The sequence below is a fragment of the Flavobacterium sp. genome (genome assembly GCF_027533505.1).
Lineage (GTDB): Bacteria > Bacteroidota > Bacteroidia > Flavobacteriales > Flavobacteriaceae > Flavobacterium.
Window position 1 is genome coordinate 1 of the sequence record NZ_JAPZUB010000050.1, and the last position, 15,813, is coordinate 15,813.

18 protein-coding genes are annotated in these 15,813 nt (G+C 41.0%); 11 read left to right on the forward strand and 7 right to left on the reverse strand.

Features of this window, described 5'->3' with window-relative positions:
- From O9316_RS10710 to O9316_RS10720, 3 genes are all read right to left on the reverse strand, one after another.
- On the reverse strand, positions 1-201 hold a 201-nt coding region (locus O9316_RS10710; RefSeq protein ID WP_298204916.1), incomplete at its 3' end, for a hypothetical protein.
- A gap of 315 nt (positions 202-516) precedes the next feature.
- The gene (gene kdsA, locus O9316_RS10715; protein WP_298204917.1) at positions 517-1,335 is read right to left on the reverse strand and encodes a 3-deoxy-8-phosphooctulonate synthase; all 819 of its coding nucleotides are present in this window, start codon (positions 1,333-1,335) and stop codon (positions 517-519) included.
- Positions 1,336-1,422: 87 nt separating this feature from the next.
- On the reverse strand, positions 1,423-1,863 hold the full coding sequence (locus O9316_RS10720) for a 2-dehydro-3-deoxyphosphooctonate aldolase (RefSeq protein WP_298204918.1): 441 nt from the start codon (positions 1,861-1,863) through the stop codon (positions 1,423-1,425).
- Between the two features lie 81 nt (positions 1,864-1,944).
- Here O9316_RS10720 and O9316_RS10725 point away from each other — a divergent pair, with 81 nt between their 5' ends.
- The 3 genes from O9316_RS10725 to O9316_RS10735 are packed head-to-tail and all read left to right on the forward strand — an operon-like array spanning position 1,945 to position 3,243.
- Positions 1,945-2,502, forward strand: coding sequence for a YeeE/YedE thiosulfate transporter family protein (locus O9316_RS10725; RefSeq protein ID WP_298204919.1), 558 nt, complete (start codon positions 1,945-1,947; stop codon positions 2,500-2,502).
- 3 nt (positions 2,503-2,505) lie between these two features.
- Complete coding sequence (locus tag O9316_RS10730) at positions 2,506-2,919, forward strand: DUF6691 family protein (protein ID WP_298204921.1); 414 nt, start codon at positions 2,506-2,508, stop codon at positions 2,917-2,919.
- A 54-nt stretch (positions 2,920-2,973) separates the two neighbouring features.
- Positions 2,974-3,243 carry a heavy metal-associated domain-containing protein gene (locus tag O9316_RS10735; protein WP_298204922.1) on the forward strand — a complete coding sequence of 90 codons (270 nt, stop codon included), beginning with the start codon at positions 2,974-2,976 and terminating at the stop codon, positions 3,241-3,243.
- On the opposite strand, the gene O9316_RS10740 is transcribed toward O9316_RS10735, so the two are convergent.
- The 3 genes from O9316_RS10740 to O9316_RS10750 all read right to left on the reverse strand — a co-directional run bounded on the left by O9316_RS10740 (position 3,244) and on the right by O9316_RS10750 (position 4,833).
- Complete coding sequence (locus O9316_RS10740) at positions 3,244-3,519, reverse strand: ATP-dependent Clp protease adaptor ClpS (RefSeq protein ID WP_298204923.1); 276 nt, start codon at positions 3,517-3,519, stop codon at positions 3,244-3,246.
- 6 nt (positions 3,520-3,525) lie between these two features.
- A complete protein-coding gene (gene prmA, locus O9316_RS10745) occupies positions 3,526-4,362 on the reverse strand; it encodes a 50S ribosomal protein L11 methyltransferase (protein ID WP_298204924.1) in 837 nt (278 codons plus the stop codon).
- A 75-nt stretch (positions 4,363-4,437) separates the two neighbouring features.
- The gene (locus O9316_RS10750; RefSeq protein WP_298204925.1) at positions 4,438-4,833 is read right to left on the reverse strand and encodes a hypothetical protein; all 396 of its coding nucleotides are present in this window, start codon (positions 4,831-4,833) and stop codon (positions 4,438-4,440) included.
- Positions 4,834-4,989: 156 nt separating this feature from the next.
- Here O9316_RS10750 and O9316_RS10755 point away from each other — a divergent pair, with 156 nt between their 5' ends.
- Positions 4,990-7,140, forward strand: a complete 2,151-nt coding sequence (locus O9316_RS10755; RefSeq protein ID WP_298204926.1) for a carboxypeptidase-like regulatory domain-containing protein — start codon at positions 4,990-4,992, stop codon at positions 7,138-7,140.
- Positions 7,141-7,326: 186 nt separating this feature from the next.
- On the opposite strand, the gene katG is transcribed toward O9316_RS10755, so the two are convergent.
- A complete protein-coding gene (gene katG / locus O9316_RS10760) occupies positions 7,327-9,495 on the reverse strand; it encodes a catalase/peroxidase HPI (protein ID WP_298204935.1) in 2,169 nt (722 codons plus the stop codon).
- A gap of 213 nt (positions 9,496-9,708) precedes the next feature.
- Here katG and O9316_RS10765 point away from each other — a divergent pair, with 213 nt between their 5' ends.
- The 7 genes from O9316_RS10765 (at position 9,709) to O9316_RS10795 (ending at position 15,058) form a co-directional block, all read left to right on the forward strand.
- Positions 9,709-10,641, forward strand: coding sequence for a LysR substrate-binding domain-containing protein (locus O9316_RS10765; protein ID WP_298204927.1), 933 nt, complete (start codon positions 9,709-9,711; stop codon positions 10,639-10,641).
- A 177-nt stretch (positions 10,642-10,818) separates the two neighbouring features.
- Complete coding sequence (locus O9316_RS10770) at positions 10,819-11,442, forward strand: hypothetical protein (protein ID WP_298204928.1); 624 nt, start codon at positions 10,819-10,821, stop codon at positions 11,440-11,442.
- A 60-nt stretch (positions 11,443-11,502) separates the two neighbouring features.
- Positions 11,503-12,834, forward strand: a complete 1,332-nt coding sequence (locus O9316_RS10775) for a 2TM domain-containing protein (RefSeq protein ID WP_298204929.1) — start codon at positions 11,503-11,505, stop codon at positions 12,832-12,834.
- On the forward strand, positions 12,825-13,142 hold the full coding sequence (locus tag O9316_RS10780; RefSeq protein ID WP_298204930.1) for a 2TM domain-containing protein: 318 nt from the start codon (positions 12,825-12,827) through the stop codon (positions 13,140-13,142). Before O9316_RS10775 ends, O9316_RS10780 begins: the two co-directional genes overlap by 10 nt.
- 1 nt (position 13,143) lies before the next feature.
- Positions 13,144-13,461: a 2TM domain-containing protein gene (locus tag O9316_RS10785; protein WP_298204932.1), complete on the forward strand. Its 318-nt coding sequence runs from the start codon at positions 13,144-13,146 to the stop codon at positions 13,459-13,461.
- A 32-nt stretch (positions 13,462-13,493) separates the two neighbouring features.
- Positions 13,494-14,255 (forward strand): LytTR family DNA-binding domain-containing protein, encoded by a 762-nt coding sequence (locus O9316_RS10790; protein ID WP_298204933.1) that lies wholly within the window; start codon positions 13,494-13,496, stop codon positions 14,253-14,255.
- A 320-nt stretch (positions 14,256-14,575) separates the two neighbouring features.
- Positions 14,576-15,058: a PAS domain-containing protein gene (locus O9316_RS10795; RefSeq protein WP_298347189.1), complete on the forward strand. Its 483-nt coding sequence runs from the start codon at positions 14,576-14,578 to the stop codon at positions 15,056-15,058.
- The last annotated feature ends 755 nt before the right edge of the window (positions 15,059-15,813 follow it).

The following is a 15,813-nucleotide window of genomic DNA, read 5'->3' on the forward strand; positions in this document are numbered from 1 at the left end:
CCAGCGGCGTGTCCCCACACCGTTGTCAAAAACAGCCCACTGGTTACCCGTGGCTCCCGTTCCCAAAGTCCAAGGCGATGGATTTGTAGCTACGTCCGGACCGGTCGTATTCTCAAATCCCTCAACTCCTGGAGTTGGAAACTGAGAATATCCCGTGAAATGCACTAACGCAAGTAGGAGTAGTAATGTAATTTTTTTCATAAAAATTAATAATTGATGGGTTTGTTTGTATATAAGTTGTTAGCTATCAAAAGTAAAAAAAAATCCGAATGTACACTGATTAAATCCAAAAAAATCAATTTGCGAAGTAGTCCATGTAAGAAGGAGAACGCAACAAATATTGAATTTGTAAGATTTAATTGTAGTCGTTGTAATTTAAATTTAAGACTAATGAATACTTACATTGATGCCCGTAAAAATAGCCTAAAATCCTCAAAGAAAAGTACATAAACAAAATACAAATGAGTACGGTACCTTTTTGAATGAGGATTTAATCGGTAGCATTCACATTGCTGATTAGAAGCTATTGATTGTTTGACGAATTTGTGTTAACTTTCGCATTAAGTCTTCAAAGTAATCTAAGTGTAACATATTAGCACCATCACTTTTGGCATTTGCAGGATCAAAATGGGTTTCAATAAATATTCCATCTACCCCCACGGCAATTCCTGCTTTAGCTATGGTCTCAATACGATCGGGTCTTCCTCCCGTAACTCCCGACATTTGGTTAGGCTGTTGTAACGAATGGGTGACATCTAAAACGGTAGTTGCAAACTCCTTCATCGTTGGAATTCCCCGAAAATCAACAATCAAATCTTGATATCCAAACATACTTCCCCGGTCGGTAACCATCACGTTATCATTGTGACAGTCCAATACTTTTTGTACCGCGTGTTTCATGCTTTCGGGACTCATAAACTGTCCCTTTTTTAAATTTACTGTCTTTCCTGTTTTTGCGGCAGCAACTACCAAATCGGTTTGTCTTACCAAAAAAGCAGGGATTTGTAATACATCTACATATTGCGCAGCTTTATCGGCATCCTCTTCTGTGTGAATATCGGTAACTGTGGGAACATGAAACGTTTCGGATACTTTTCGAAGAATTTTTAAAGCTTTTTCATCACCAATACCTGTAAAACTGTCAATGCGTGAACGATTAGCTTTTTTAAAAGACCCTTTAAATACGAAGGGGATTTTGTAATTATCAGTAATTGAAGTGAGTTTTTCAGCAATCCGTAAGGCCATTTCTTCTCCTTCAATAGCACAGGGTCCAGCTAAAATAAAAAAGTTACCACTATCTGTATGTTTGAGCTGTGGCAGTTGATTTAAATCCATGAAAAATAATTTTTTTTAAAAAACAAAGATAGGAAATAAAACCCTAATCTCTTTTTGGATTGCATCAACAGTGGAGGAAATGAATAGTTATTTTTTGATGGTAAGTCCTTTAGGGCAGAGTATCTTTCCTTTTTCAAATAAGTTGACATACAATCGAAGGCTAGAGGTGCCAAAACTAACTTCATAAACCTCTAAAGTGCCCGCGCCTGTGCTGCTTTTTTTACTTTCATAGGGGCAACATACCTCCATTTTTTTCCACGTGATGGGTTCCCCATTCGGTCCCGCCAGCGCTTTGAAAAAATAATCTACGTTTCTAGGGTTATTACGTTCATTATCGTACCCCAAATTAATAGGATATTCCATAGAATATCCATACAAGTTATCTGTGGCATATTCTTTTAAATCAAAATGACCATCAATTGTTTGAAGTTTTCGCACCGAATTATCGATGTTTTTTATCACTAATTTTCCGCTACCACAGCTTGTGATGAGGGCTAACAAAAAAAGGAGGACACTATTTTTTTTCATGTTGTTAAATTGAGTTTCAAATTTGTTAATTTCTGTGCAATAATCAAACCACGATTTCTATTTTTGTAAAAAATGTAACCTATGGAGATTTTTACGGCGACCTGGCATTGGGCCATTTCTGGTTTTTTAATTGGATTGGTGATGTTGGTTTTAATTTATTTTGGAAAAGGATTTGGCATGTCTTCCAATTTGAGAAGTTTATGCTCCATGACAGGAGTAGGGAAGAAAGTGTCTTTTTTTCAATGGGACTGGAAAAGTCAACAATGGAATTTAGTCGTCGTTTTAGGCGCTATGGTAGGCGGCTATCTCGCCGTTCACTTTTTAAGTGCTTCCGATAATGTTGCCCTTAACCCAGATACTATTTTAAAATTACAAAAATTAGGAATTGACGCTCCAAACGGTAAACTGCTCCCGCATACTTTATTTGATATTGCAGCTTTACAACAGCCCAAAATCATTGTATTTCTTCTCTTTGGAGGCTTCCTAATTGGATTTGGTTCGCGCTATGCTGGAGGCTGTACTTCGGGTCATGCCATTACAGGGTTAAGTACCTTTCAAGGGCAATCCTTGAAAGCGGTTATTGGATTTTTTATTGGCGGTTTGCTGATGACGCATTTTATTCTCCCATTACTTTTTTAGGTCATGAAATACATCAAATTTTTTATAGTTGGTCTTTTTTTTGGGGTCGTACTTACCAAGGCAGAAGCCGTATCATGGTACCGTATCTACGAAATGTTTCAATTTGATTCCTTCCATATGTATGGGATTATCATGGTAGCCATTGCAACAGGGGTGGTTGGTGTTCAATGGATTAAACGAAAAAAAATCACCGATTATCAAGGGCAACCCATTTCTATTCCTAATAAAGAAAAAGGAACGTTCCGCTACTGGATTGGCGGATTGCTTTTTGGTTTAGGTTGGGCCATGGTTGGTGCCTGTCCTGGACCCATTTTTATTCTCATGGGTGCCGGTTTTATGTCCGTAGGAGTGTTATTTATAGGTGCACTGTTGGGGACCTTTATTTACGGTTGCATCAAAGATTATTTACCGCATTAAGTAACCGAAGTTACAAATCAGTTACCGTTAGTGGATTATTTTTGAATAAAAAAGATGACCCCTATTTTACACGTACAAAACCTCAAGTGCGGGGGGTGCGCTCGCACCATTACCAAACAATTAGGTACCCTGGAAATGGTACAAAATATAAACGTCGATACCCAACAAGGGACTGTTTCATTCAGCTATCCAATTGATGCCGATTTAGAATTGGTCATCAAAAAGCTTAAAAACATGGGGTATCCTGTACTCGGAACTGCAAATACCTTAAGTGATCAGGCCCATTCTTTTGTGAGTTGTGCCGTAGGAAAGTTATCACTCTGATTACTGAATCTCAGCACTTAAACCAGCATCTAGTAACGCAGAACAGAGCGGCTTCAATTCGTCAAAGTCGCCTGTTTTTACGCCACATTTTCCCGTATAATGCACCAAAATAGCGCATTGTTCCGCTTGAATAGGAGTGTGGTCGCACACCCGAATCAATGTGTCAATAACGTGATCGAAAGTATTTACATCGTCATTGAACAATATAATTTCGTGATGAAAATCTAAATCTTCAGCCAAAACGACTGACTCTTTTACTTTTTCAATCGTACTCATTTTCATTTATTGTTTTATATAACGAAGGGACGCCCAATTATTGCGTTCCCATTTTTTTTCAAATACCAGCCCATAAGATTGACAAGCTGCATCCAAATAGGGAATATCATCCACATAAAAACCACTGAGTAGTAGGTGTCCCTTTGGGGCTAAACAACTTGTATAAGTGGCCATATCGTTGATTAAAATATTTCGGTTAATGTTGGCGATAATCACATCATAGGATCTTCCGGGTAACAAACTTGCCTCTCCTTCTTCCACAGTGATATGTTGGCAATGGTTCCGTTCAGCATTTTCGATAGAGTTCAAGTAACACCAGGCATCAATATCGATAGCATCAATCGGATGCGCTCCTTTCATTTCAGCTAAAATGGCCAAAATGGCGGTACCACAACCCATATCTAGGGTTTTTTTACCTTCCAAATCCATTTCCAGCAATTGTTGAATCATCATGTGCGTTGTTTCATGATGCCCCGTACCAAAACTCATTTTGGGTTCGATCACAATGTCATAAGGGGCATTTGTTTTCTCGTGAAAAGGGGCCCTAACGTAGCACATGCCATCAACATCAATAGGATCAAAATTTTTCTCCCATTCTTCATTCCAGTTGACTTGTTCAATGGTCTCAATCGTGTGCGTGATGGTAAATTCGGGAGAGTTGACAATATATAAATCTTCAACCATTCCAGTCTCGTAAGCCGATTTCTGAATGTAAGCCGTCACGCCGTGTTCATGTTCGACAAAACTTTCAAAAGGTAATTCGCCCAACTCGGCAATTAAGATTTCGGTTCCCGGATCTTTGGGCTCTACCGTAAAATGAAATCCTAAATAGACTACTGACATGTGTTTTTATTTTTGGCAAAAGTACGGCAGGAAATGCAATAAAAAAAAGAACCCGACAAAGTGTCGGGTTAAATTTTATCGGTTGGGATGATTACAAGCTTCTTCAATGCGGTGAAATACATCATGGACATTTTGAAACGTACGCATGATTTCAACATCGGGTGCTCTATTGGTAATCAATTCACTTAATTTTTTAGTTAACTTCTGTAACACTGCAATATTTTCTACTGCTTTTGAGGTTTTCAAATCGGCGGGCATAGTAGCGACATCCAAGGCTTCCGATTTTTGAACCAAAGCATCATGACTGTTTTTGATCGGGGTCAAATTCCCACCCTCAGCCGGATGAAACGTTTTGGATAAAAGTTCATGGTACTCATTGAGAGGCGCCCATTTGGCAGTGGCCGATTGTGCTTGAACGTTTTGAAAGGCTAAAAAAGCAACGATAGCCACGGCGAATTTTACAAATTTCATAAGTATATGTTTTGAATAGTAACAATTTTGTTGAGTCAAATATAAAAAAGTATTTCGATTTGATTCTACAATTCATCCTGAATTTTCAACAGTTCAGTCGAAAGGATTTGAGTCACTTAAAGCAAGTCCCCAATTTTGCCTTAGAAAACCAAACCTATGAAAACCTTCAGCATTATTTTTTTTAGTTTACTGTCGCCTCTAATGTTCAGCCAACATACCGTATCGGGAATCGTTTTGGATACCAAAAAAAAACCGCTCACAGGAGCCAATGTCTACCTTGATGGTACCTACGATGGCGGATTGACCAATGCACAAGGTCAGTTTACATTTACAACCACCGTAACAGGCCCCCAAAAAATAGTTGTCTCATTGCTGGGATACGAGTCGGTAGAACTGCCTTATAAAGTAGGTGAGGCGCAACTTCTAGAAATTATCCTCAAAGAAAGCGTCAATACACTCGATACGGTAGTGATCACAGCAGGGACTTTTGATGCAGGCGAACGGTCGCGGGTTTCGGTACTCAAACCCTTAGATATTGTCACTACAGCGGGTTCCAATGGAAATATTATCGCGGCGTTGCAAACCTTACCTGGAACCCAAAATGTAGCTGAAGATGGACGGCTTTTTGTGCGAGGGGGTGAAGCCGATGAAACGCAAACCTACATCGATGGCATTCGGGTTGCCCAACCCTATGGCGCAGCAGCCCAAAATGTACCCACAAGAGGCCGTTTTTCACCGTTTTTATTCAGTGGAATGTCCTTTTCAACCGGTGGGTACTCTGCCGAATACGGGGAGGCACTTTCCAGTGTATTATTACTGAATTCAAAGGAAGAAGAAGTAACCGAACGAACCGATTTATCGTTTATGACCGTAGGACTCGGAGTGGCCAATACCCAAGTTTGGGATAAGCAGTCGTTGACGTTTAATGTGGCTTACTTAAATTTGGAACCCTACCAACAATTTATTCCTCAAAACATTACATGGAACAAACCGTATCAATCCCTGTCGGGAGAGGCAGTGTATCGCTATCGTTTTACCTCAGGATTGTTAAAAGTCTACACAGCGTTTGATCATGCGACTTTTGACCTAAATCAGGAAAGTATCAATACCCCACAGCCTACACGGGTAGCGCTCGCCAATACCAATGTGTATACCAATATTTCGTTCAAGGGAAGTATAGGCGATGGATGGCAACTTACTACCGGGGCGAGTTTCGGTCATGGCAAAAATCAAATCGATCTCGAACAAGACGACGTATACAATCAAGAAAATGCAGTTCATTTGAAACTAAAATTACGAAAATCCTATTCCGATCGGCTCAAATGGAGTATGGGGGTCGATCAATTTGTTACCGGTTTTAAGGAATTGTTCTCCAATACCGCTGTACGTTTTTCCAGTGGGTATGATTTTCCTCTAAGTGCCGCATTTACCGAAGTCGATTGGATTTTTTCCAAAAAGGTCGCCGCCAAAATCGGGGCACGACTGGCCCACAACGGGATGCTGCAGGAAACGCAACTCATGCCTCGTTTATCTTTGGCCTATAAATTTGCCAAAAACCACCAGTTTTCATGGGCGTATGGAACCTTTGCCCAAGCCCCAAGAGCCGATTATTTGAAGTATGCCACCACGATTCAAAGCGAACGTGCTGCCCATTACATCATGAATTATATGTATACGCACGATCGGCAAACTTTTCGGGTGGAAGCCTATGAAAAAGCCTATGCCGATTTGATTCAATTCAATACCCCAACGCCGCAATTCAACAGTGATTTCTCCAATGGAGGGTCGGGCTATGCACGTGGACTCGATGTGTTTTGGCGGGATGGAAAATCGATTAAAAACCTGGAGTATTGGGTGTCGTATTCGTTTATTGATGGCCAACGCAATTACCGTAATTTTCCAACCCCCGTAACTCCTAATTTTATTGCCAAGAACAGTTTGTCGCTGGTAGGCAAATATTGGATTAACGACTGGAAATCACAATTAAGTGTGACCCAAGTGCTCACTTCGGGACGTCCTTACAATAATCCCAATGAATCCCTATTTATGAATGGACGAACCAAGCCGTTTTCCAATTTAAGTTTGAGTTGGGCCTATCTTATTTCCGCTCAAAAGATTTTATATTTTTCGGTCAACAACATACTCGGTACCCAAAATATCTTGGGCTATGAATACGCCAATGCTCCCGATGCTAATGGGGTGTTTAACCGACGTATCATCGAACCCACCGCCGATCGTTTCTTTTTTGTAGGCTTCTTTTGGACCCTAAGCGACAACAAAAAAGACAATCAATTGAATAACTTATAGGCAGCAGAAGCAGGGTGCTCCTACGAACATTCCTCCCGCTCTCCGCTTTATCTCTGGAGCTCCTTTGACAATGAAGCTCCAGAGGATACCGCTGCGATCGGGGCTGTATACAACGAATAGGTTCCAAAAGAAAAAGGGATTGTCTACACAACAATCCCTTTTTATCTTTAAGGTTTTTGACTTTATTTATTTTTTCATTTTGATATCAAAACGATCCAATTGCATTACTTTATTCCAAGCAGCTACAAAGTCGGTTACCATTTTTTCTTTGGCATCACTACTGGCATACACTTCAGCCAAGGCGCGCAATTCGGAATGTGAACCAAAAATTAAATCCGCACGCGTGGCCGTCCACTTCACCGCGTCTGTTTTACGATCACGTCCTTCGAATTTTTCTTTATCGGCATCGGTTGCTTTCCAAACCGTATTCATATCTAGTAAATTCACAAAAAAGTCATTGGTTAACGCACCCACACGCGTGGTTAAAATCCCCGTGTTTTCATCCGAATGATGCACCCCCATAGCCCGCATGCCGCCTAACAAAACGGTCATTTCAGGGGCTGTAAGGGTTAACAATTGCGCCTTGTCGACCAACAATTCTTCGGTGGTAAAGGTATAACGTGTTTTTTTGTAGTTGCGGAAACCGTCGGCGATAGGTTCCAATACGCCAAAAGAAGCTACATCGGTTTGCTCTTGGGTAGCATCCATACGTCCGGGTGTAAAGGGAACCGTAACAGGAACACCTGCCGCTTTGGCCGCTTTTTCAACACCCACATTTCCAGCCAAAACAATCAAATCGGCTATCGATACTTTTTTGGTACCCGAAGTGGTGTGGAATTTCTTTTGAATTCCTTCCAATACGCCCAATACTTTATTCAATTGCGTCGGATTATTGCATTCCCAATTGCGTTGGGGTAACAAACGGATGCGGGCTCCATTGGCGCCTCCTCTTTTATCTGAACCACGGAAAGTAGACGCAGAAGCCCAAGCCGTTTCCACCAATTCTTGGGTACTTAAACCTGAGTTGGCGATGGCTGTTTTTAAACTGATAATGTCTTTGGCATCCACCAACGGATGATTTACCGCCGGGATCGGGTCTTGCCAAATCAAATCCTCTTTGGGAACTTCGGGACCAACATGACGTGTTTTGGGCCCCATGTCGCGGTGCGTAAGTTTGTACCACGCTCTCGCAAAGGCATCTTCAAATGCTGCAGGATTATCCAAGAAGTTGCGTGAAATTTTTTCATAAACAGGGTCAAAACGCAACGACAAGTCGGTGGTCAACATGGTCGCTTTGTGTTTTTTATTGGCATCAAAAGCATCCGGAATAATGTTGGCACCGTTTTTGGCCACCCATTGATGGGCTCCAGCGGGACTCTTGGTCAATTCCCATTCGTTGCCAAACAAAAGATTGAAGTAATCATGACCCCATTTCGCAGGCGTTGTGGTCCACGTTACCTCCAATCCTGACGTAATCGCATCAGCCCCTTTACCGCTGCGATAGGTGCTCGTCCATCCCATCCCTTGTTCTTCAATGGAAGCTGCTTCGGGTTCGGGTCCCACATGCGAAGCGGCCCCAGCACCGTGCGTTTTTCCGAAGGTGTGTCCTCCCGCAATTAACGCCACGGTTTCTTCGTCGTTCATTCCCATCCGTCCAAATGTTTCGCGAATATCTTTAGCTGCCGCCACCGGATCGGGGTTGCCATTGGGTCCTTCCGGATTCACGTAAATCAGTCCCATTTGAACCGCTGCCAGCGGATTTTCTAATTTACCCTCTTGGTAACGTTTGCTGTTGTCCAACCATTTTGACTCGGAACCCCAATACACATTAGATTCGGGTTCCCACACGTCGGCGCGTCCTCCAGAAAAACCAAACGTTTTGAATCCCATCGATTCTAAGGCTACATTACCGGTCAAAATCATCAAGTCGGCCCATGAAATTTTATTGCCATACTTTTGTTTGATAGGCCAAAGTAAACGTCGCGCTTTATCCAAATTGGCATTGTCGGGCCAACTGTTTTGTGGGGCAAAACGTTGTTGTCCTGAACAAGAACCGCCGCGGCCATCGCCTGTACGATAGGTTCCCGCACTGTGCCATGCCATGCGTATGAAAAGCGGACCGTAATTTCCAAAATCGGCTGGCCACCAATCTTGTGACTGGGTCAATACCGCTTGAATGTCTTTCTTCAGCGCCACATAATCCAATGATTTGAAGGCTTTGATGTAATCAAAATTGGCATCCATCGGGTTGGTTAAGTTTGAATTTTGTCGCAACACCGATAAGTTCAACTGACTCGGCCACCAATCACTATTTTTGGTGGTTTTGGCGTGTGGGGTGGGTTTGGCCGCGTCCATGGTACCGTTGTGGAACGGACATTGGGACAAATCTTTGGCGGTATCCTGGGCATACGCTCCAAACGTAATCGCACCCATCGCCATGAGATACATCGTTTTTTTCATCATAGTATTCGGTTTTATGTTTGTTTGTAATTTGTTACTGCATGTAAAAATAAGTGGTATATTTGATTGATAAAAACGATATTTTCAAACCTAATATTGATAAAATCAATGAATATACGTCAGTTTGAGTATGTATTGGCGGTGGCTGAAGTGCGCCACTTTGAATCGGCTGCAGAAAAATGTTTTGCTACCCAATCGACTTTGAGTACCATGGTATCCAAGTTTGAAGAAGAATTGGGAATTACGATTTTTAACCGAAAGAAAAAACCGGTAGAAATTACTGCCGAGGGTGAAGTCATCATCGAACAAATCAAAGCGATACAGTCGCAAATCGGGGTGTTGAATGAATTGGCCAAAGAGTTTAAAGGCGAAGTAGACGGCACCTTAACGTTATCGGTCATACCGACAATAGCCCCTTTTTTATTGCCTTTATTTTTGCAATCATTTGCCGAAAAATTTCCGCAATTGCAAATTGAAGTTCGCGAGCAAACTACGGGTGAAATTACGCGTTTATTGAAGGCGCGTGAGTTGGATATCGGTATTTTATCCTTGCCCATCAACGATCCTGATTTGATTGAAATTCCGCTGTATGACGAACCTTTTTTGTTGTTGGATTGTGGTAATCGCTATGCCAATCCGGTGCGTCCGGAGGCGTTGAATCCGAGTGATATTTGGTTGATGGAGGAGGGGCACTGTATGCGAACGCAAATTGTGACCTTTTGTGATTTGGAAACCCGTTTGGCCACTCCGCCGTTTAATTTCAATTTCAAAGCCGGTTCGATCGACAGTTTGTTGCGGTTTGTCAAAGCCAACAATGCCACTACACTATTGCCTTATTTAGCCACGACAGCCTACAATAACGAAGAACTAGAAAAATTGCGAGAGTTTCAGGCGCCTGTTCCTATTCGATCGGTTGGTTTAGTAGTGCATCGGCATTTTGTCAAACGTAGGGTATTGTATTTTTTAGAGCAAGAAATCCTTAAGCAAGTGCATCCCATTTTACCCAAAACTACCGATGCTTTATTGCTAAATCCGGTGTAAAGAGATACTCTTTTTTTTTAGAATAACCATACTCTTTTCAAAATTGACAGTTCATCCGCTCTTTTTGACGGTTCGGTCGTTTTAAATTGTATGCCCTAAGTGAAGTTGCGAATTTTGACTCAGAAAATAGCAGGAGACTATTTCAAAAAACAAAAGAATCACTTAAATTACACTCGTATGAAAAATGGTATTACAATTTTAGCTTTTTTATTGGTGCAATGGATGACCGCACAAACTACTTTTGAGCAAGGGATGGGAAAAGCCCTGCAATTATGGGGCGAAGGCAAACCCAATGAAGCTACAGCTTTGTTGGAGCGAATTGCTGCTGCTGAGAAAACAAGTTGGTTGCCCAATTACTATGTGGCTTTAATCCAAACGACCGAAGCTTTTGACCCTAAGAATCGGGAGAAAGTTAATGCCCTTTTAACCCAAGCCCAGCGTGTTTTGGATGTTGAAATGACCAAAACCCCCGACAATGTGGAGTTGATTATCTTGCAAGCACTACTTCATACCGCTTGGATTGCTTACGACCCGATGACCAACGGCATGCGACTTTCGCCTACGGTGGTGGGCTTGTACAATAAAGCCTTGGCGATGGCGCCCAACAATCCAAGAGCTGTTTTTGGAAAAGCGGAGTTTGAAATTGGGGGTGCCCAATGGACCGGAGCTGATGTAAAGGCCTTGTGCAAAGAGGTGGAACGTGCCGTCGTGCTTTTTGCCGCCGAAACGCCTACCATGCCTTTTGCCCCTCGATGGGGTGCAGATCGAGCCAAAGCACAATTGGCACAATGCAAGCCGTAAGAAGTACACAATCATCGGGGAGCGAACCAAACTTCGTTCCCCAAACATAACCCTGAAATCATGAAATTGATAAAAGAATTTCCCCGTGCTTTTTGGATCACCCTGATCATCTTTTTCTCCCTCTTGGGCGTGAATATCCTCATGGGCGCGCAACCCGATTTTTACAACGACATTGTGCCCTTGTTTTTATATACGATGGTCTATGGTTTGGTGCTGTATTATGTGAATGCCTTAGTGTTCATGGGATTGGATCGTGTTTTTACGATCGATCGTTTTACGCCAAAACGCTTGATCATTGGTTTTTTTAGTTCTTTTTTCTTGACGTTGTTCACCATCTTTGTGCTGCATTTTTTGGAAGATGTGGTCCTTAATGGGCGAACTGTTGCGCAGTTTTTAGCCGATGAAAAGCCTTCCAATTATCTAGTTTCAATCCTCATTACCCTCATCGTTTCACTAGCCATCCATGCTTTTTACTTTTACAAAGCGTTAAACGAACGTCGTATCAAAGAGCAACAAGTCATTGCGGGGAGTGCAAATGCGCGATTTGAGAGTTTGAAAAATCAAATAGACCCTCATTTTTTATTCAACAGCCTCAATGTGTTGAGTTCGCTTATCGAAGAAAATCCCGATGCAGCGCAGCGATTTACCACTTCATTGTCTAAAATCTATCGCTATGTCTTGGAGCAAAAAGACAAAGAATTGGTTCCCGTTCAAGAAGAATTGGCCTTTGCCAAAACGTATATGAATTTGTTGAAAATGCGGTTTGAAAACAGCATCACCTTTACTTTACCCGATGTGACGTCACTTCCTGAACAAGCGTTTGTAGTGCCTTTATCGCTTCAGTTGTTGTTGGAAAACACCATAAAGCACAATGTGGTGAGTGAGCAAAAACCATTGCATATTGCGATAACCCTGGAAGGAGGCTACCTTGCCATTCAAAACAATTTACAAAAGAAAGAAGTGCTTCAAGATCGTCGCGGCGTTGGACTCCAAAATATTGTCAGTCGGTATGCGATTGTTACCCAACGCAGTGTTCGCATAGAGCCCTCGACCACATTTTTTACTGTGAAAATACCGATACTTACTGAAAGAACAACCCTTATGAATACAGCAATTACCTCCGAAAACACCGCTTACTTCAGAGCCAAAGAGCGGGTCGAAAAGTTACGCGAGTTTTATACCAATCTTATTTCCTACTGCTTTGTAATCCCATTGTTGGTAGGTATTAATTTATTCCAAGGAGGATTCCAATGGTTTTGGTTTCCCATGTTGGGATGGGGGATAGGACTCTTATTTCATGCCTTCGGTACATTTGGATACGGACGGCAATGGGAAGAGCGAAAAATTCAAGAAATTATGCAAAAAAACACAAAAACAAACCAATGGAACTAAAACACAACCCTCAAGAATCCTTTGATCACGAAGCGTATAAGAAAGCAAAACAACAAGTCGCAGCGATCCGTGGATTTTACATTCACTTCTTGGTTTACCTTCTTGTTAATGTTTTTTTCTTGGTCGTGAATTTAAAATATGCTCCACACCATTTATGGTTTTTTTGGCCTACGTTTGGGTGGGGGATAGGCCTCTTATTTCACGGATTAAGCGTGTTTTCCTTCTCTTCCTCCTGGGGAAAAGCGTGGGAAGAACGCAAAATTCGAGCGTTTATGGAAAAAGAAAAACAACAACAAAAACGATTTTAATATGACACCAGACGAACAATATGCCTATGACGCAGCCGTTAAACGCGTAAAAAAGATAAAAGGATTTTACAGCCATTTGCTGGTTTACGTTATCGTAAATATATTCTTAATTGTGACTCAATTGCAAAGGTTGGATGAAGGCGAAACCCTATGGCAATTTCGGGTATTTAGTACCGCCTTTTTTTGGGGTATTGGACTCGTAGCACATGGGCTATCTGTATTTATTCCTCAATACTTTTTAGGAAAAGAATGGGAGAATCGAAAGATTAAAGCCTTTATGGAAGAGGAACAACGCCAGCATGGAAAGTCCCAATTCTAACAATATACCTTTTACTATAATAACCCACACGCATGAAGGTATTAATTATTGAAGACGAAAAACCGGCCGCGCGCTTGTTGCAACGAAAAGTTGAAAAATTAGGCTTACATGTCCTTGCATTATTGCATTCGGTGGAAGCATCAATCGCTTGGTTTGAATCCCAACCGCATCCGGATTTAATTTTTCTTGACATTCAACTCTCTGACGGATTATCTTTTGAAATTTTTGAAGCTGTTGCGATAAAGAGTCCAATTATTTTTACTACCGCTTACGATGAGTATGCATTACGGGCTTTTAAAATGAACAGTATCGATTATTTATTGAAACCCATTGATGAAGAAGAATTGGAGGCTGCGGTATTGAAGTTCAAAAGCCGCTCAGAAGTAGCAGTGAATCCCTCTATGGCGCTGGATTTTGAAACCATCCGCAAGCTATTAATCAACCCCGTCGACCGTACCTACAAGCAACGCTTTACCTTGAAAGTAGGGCAGCAATTGAAGATGATCCCCGTCGATACTATCGAATGCATTTACAGCGAAAATAAGGGGACATTTCTACACACCTTAGACAACCGAACGTATTTGTTGGATCAATCGTTGGAGCAGGTCGAACAAGAGATGGATCCCAGTGCCTTTTTTAGAGTGTCGCGAAAATTCATCATTGCGTTGAAAGCGATCAAAGAGATTCAAGTCCACAGCAACTCTCGCTTGAAAGTGCTTTTACCGACGTACAAGGGTGAAGAAATCATTGTGGCACGGGAGCGTGTGGCGGAGTTTAAGGAATGGCTTGGATAGTGCTACTGCTACTGGTATAAATTAGGTTATTTTAAATTTTAAATTTCAGCTTCGATGTAGTTCGTCTATTTTAACATAGGGATTTTAAAAATAGTACTACATTTGAACCGTTACATAACACAATCGAAAGATTAGCCTTAGGCTGCTACCAGTGGAAGGAAGTGAAATTCTTAGACTCTCGTGCAACTGTGTTTCCTTTACGGATGAGTCAGAGACACCCTTTTGATTGTTCCAACGATTACGAGAAGTAGTTGGCCTTTTTTTCAATGGGATGGAACCGGTTGAATAGAAGTGGTTTATTCTCGATAAATGGATTGATGATGACCCCTTCTTACGAAAAAGCCATAGCTAAGTATTACAAATCGCTTCGAATTTGTCCCGTTCCCCTTGTGTCGTGGGCACAATTTCGTTATTGTACACAAACCAAATTCGCTGAAATTCAGGCCCAGTGGAGTGAAAAGGAACGCTTATATACCCATTTGGTTGAACATCAAAAAGTGGTACTTGTCACCAATCCCGACTTGACTATAGTATATGTCTCTGATAACATCCAAGCGTTGACAGGGTATAAACCCTCTGAAGTGATTGGGAATACTCCCAAAATGTTCCAAGGTCCAATGACATTATCACATTCGCGTGAACGTATTCGAAAAGCATTGGCAGCCCAACGGCCTATTTGTGAAACGGTTTTGAATTATAAAAAGGATGGCAGTGTATATGCTTGCGTAATCGAATTGTACCCAAAGTTCACTGCAAAGGGCGAACTCTCCCATTATTTGGCATTAGAAAAAATTGCTTCTTAGGAAACTAATTTACCTTTTGTATTTTTTAATATTATCTAAGGTTTTACTCTACATTATGTACGAAATGAAAATTTTTAACTCATTAATTAGAGGAGTGCCAACGTAGTAGCAGGTAATACAATGCTGCAATTAGAATTGGGGCTAAAAAAAATAGGTATATAAGAATTCGTTTTTTATTCATGCTTTTCATTTAAAAATAATTCAAAAAAAAATAAAAAGCCCTACAGTGTTTACTGTAGGGACTTTTTGATCTGAGCGAGTCACACACTTTTTAACTATTACTCAGATATTTATTGAACTACGGGTCCCAACCCAAAAACAGGAAATGCAACCATCGTAATTGGTCGAGACCCCGAAGTTCATCATACTATTAAAAGAGTCCTTTAATAAATTGGTATTTTTTTTCGAACTTGTTGTTTTGATTGTTGAGTTCTTTACTTTTTGTTAGTTTCAAACTTGTGTTTTTTATCTTAATCAAGAAATAAATTGAAAAAAAGATAAAACTCAGAATCATGATTATTAGTACTTGTATCATATGGATGAGGGTTTAGAGGATTATTATTGAATTAAATATATTATAACGCTCGTTAGTTTCATTTTGTGACAGTTTAGGCCTATTTAGTCATCCCTTAAAAAACAAATAACTGTCTGATTGTTATTTTATTACAATAAAATTTAGCTAGAAATAGATGATAATTATTGCCAAAAATGGTATATTTGAGTATAAAATAGTGGCAATATGTTAGGCAAAATAA

Bases quoted from the DNA above. Each gene is read 5' to 3' on its own strand.
- kdsA (WP_298204917.1), bottom strand. From the start codon at position 1,335: ATGGATTTAAATCAACTGCCACAGCTCAAACATACAGATAGTGGTAAC.
- O9316_RS10720 (WP_298204918.1), bottom strand. From the start codon at position 1,863: ATGAAAAAAAATAGTGTCCTCCTTTTTTTGTTAGCCCTCATCACAAGC.
- O9316_RS10725 (WP_298204919.1), top strand. From the start codon at position 1,945: ATGGAGATTTTTACGGCGACCTGGCATTGGGCCATTTCTGGTTTTTTA.
- O9316_RS10730 (WP_298204921.1), top strand. From the start codon at position 2,506: ATGAAATACATCAAATTTTTTATAGTTGGTCTTTTTTTTGGGGTCGTA.
- O9316_RS10735 (WP_298204922.1), top strand. From the start codon at position 2,974: ATGACCCCTATTTTACACGTACAAAACCTCAAGTGCGGGGGGTGCGCT.
- O9316_RS10740 (WP_298204923.1), bottom strand. From the start codon at position 3,519: ATGAGTACGATTGAAAAAGTAAAAGAGTCAGTCGTTTTGGCTGAAGAT.
- prmA (WP_298204924.1), bottom strand. From the start codon at position 4,362: ATGTCAGTAGTCTATTTAGGATTTCATTTTACGGTAGAGCCCAAAGAT.
- O9316_RS10750 (WP_298204925.1), bottom strand. From the start codon at position 4,833: ATGAAATTTGTAAAATTCGCCGTGGCTATCGTTGCTTTTTTAGCCTTT.
- O9316_RS10755 (WP_298204926.1), top strand. From the start codon at position 4,990: ATGAAAACCTTCAGCATTATTTTTTTTAGTTTACTGTCGCCTCTAATG.
- katG (WP_298204935.1), bottom strand. From the start codon at position 9,495: ATGGACGCGGCCAAACCCACCCCACACGCCAAAACCACCAAAAATAGT.
- O9316_RS10765 (WP_298204927.1), top strand. From the start codon at position 9,709: ATGAATATACGTCAGTTTGAGTATGTATTGGCGGTGGCTGAAGTGCGC.
- O9316_RS10770 (WP_298204928.1), top strand. From the start codon at position 10,819: ATGAAAAATGGTATTACAATTTTAGCTTTTTTATTGGTGCAATGGATG.
- O9316_RS10775 (WP_298204929.1), top strand. From the start codon at position 11,503: ATGAAATTGATAAAAGAATTTCCCCGTGCTTTTTGGATCACCCTGATC.
- O9316_RS10780 (WP_298204930.1), top strand. From the start codon at position 12,825: ATGGAACTAAAACACAACCCTCAAGAATCCTTTGATCACGAAGCGTAT.
- O9316_RS10785 (WP_298204932.1), top strand. From the start codon at position 13,144: ATGACACCAGACGAACAATATGCCTATGACGCAGCCGTTAAACGCGTA.
- O9316_RS10790 (WP_298204933.1), top strand. From the start codon at position 13,494: ATGAAGGTATTAATTATTGAAGACGAAAAACCGGCCGCGCGCTTGTTG.
- O9316_RS10795 (WP_298347189.1), top strand. From the start codon at position 14,576: ATGACCCCTTCTTACGAAAAAGCCATAGCTAAGTATTACAAATCGCTT.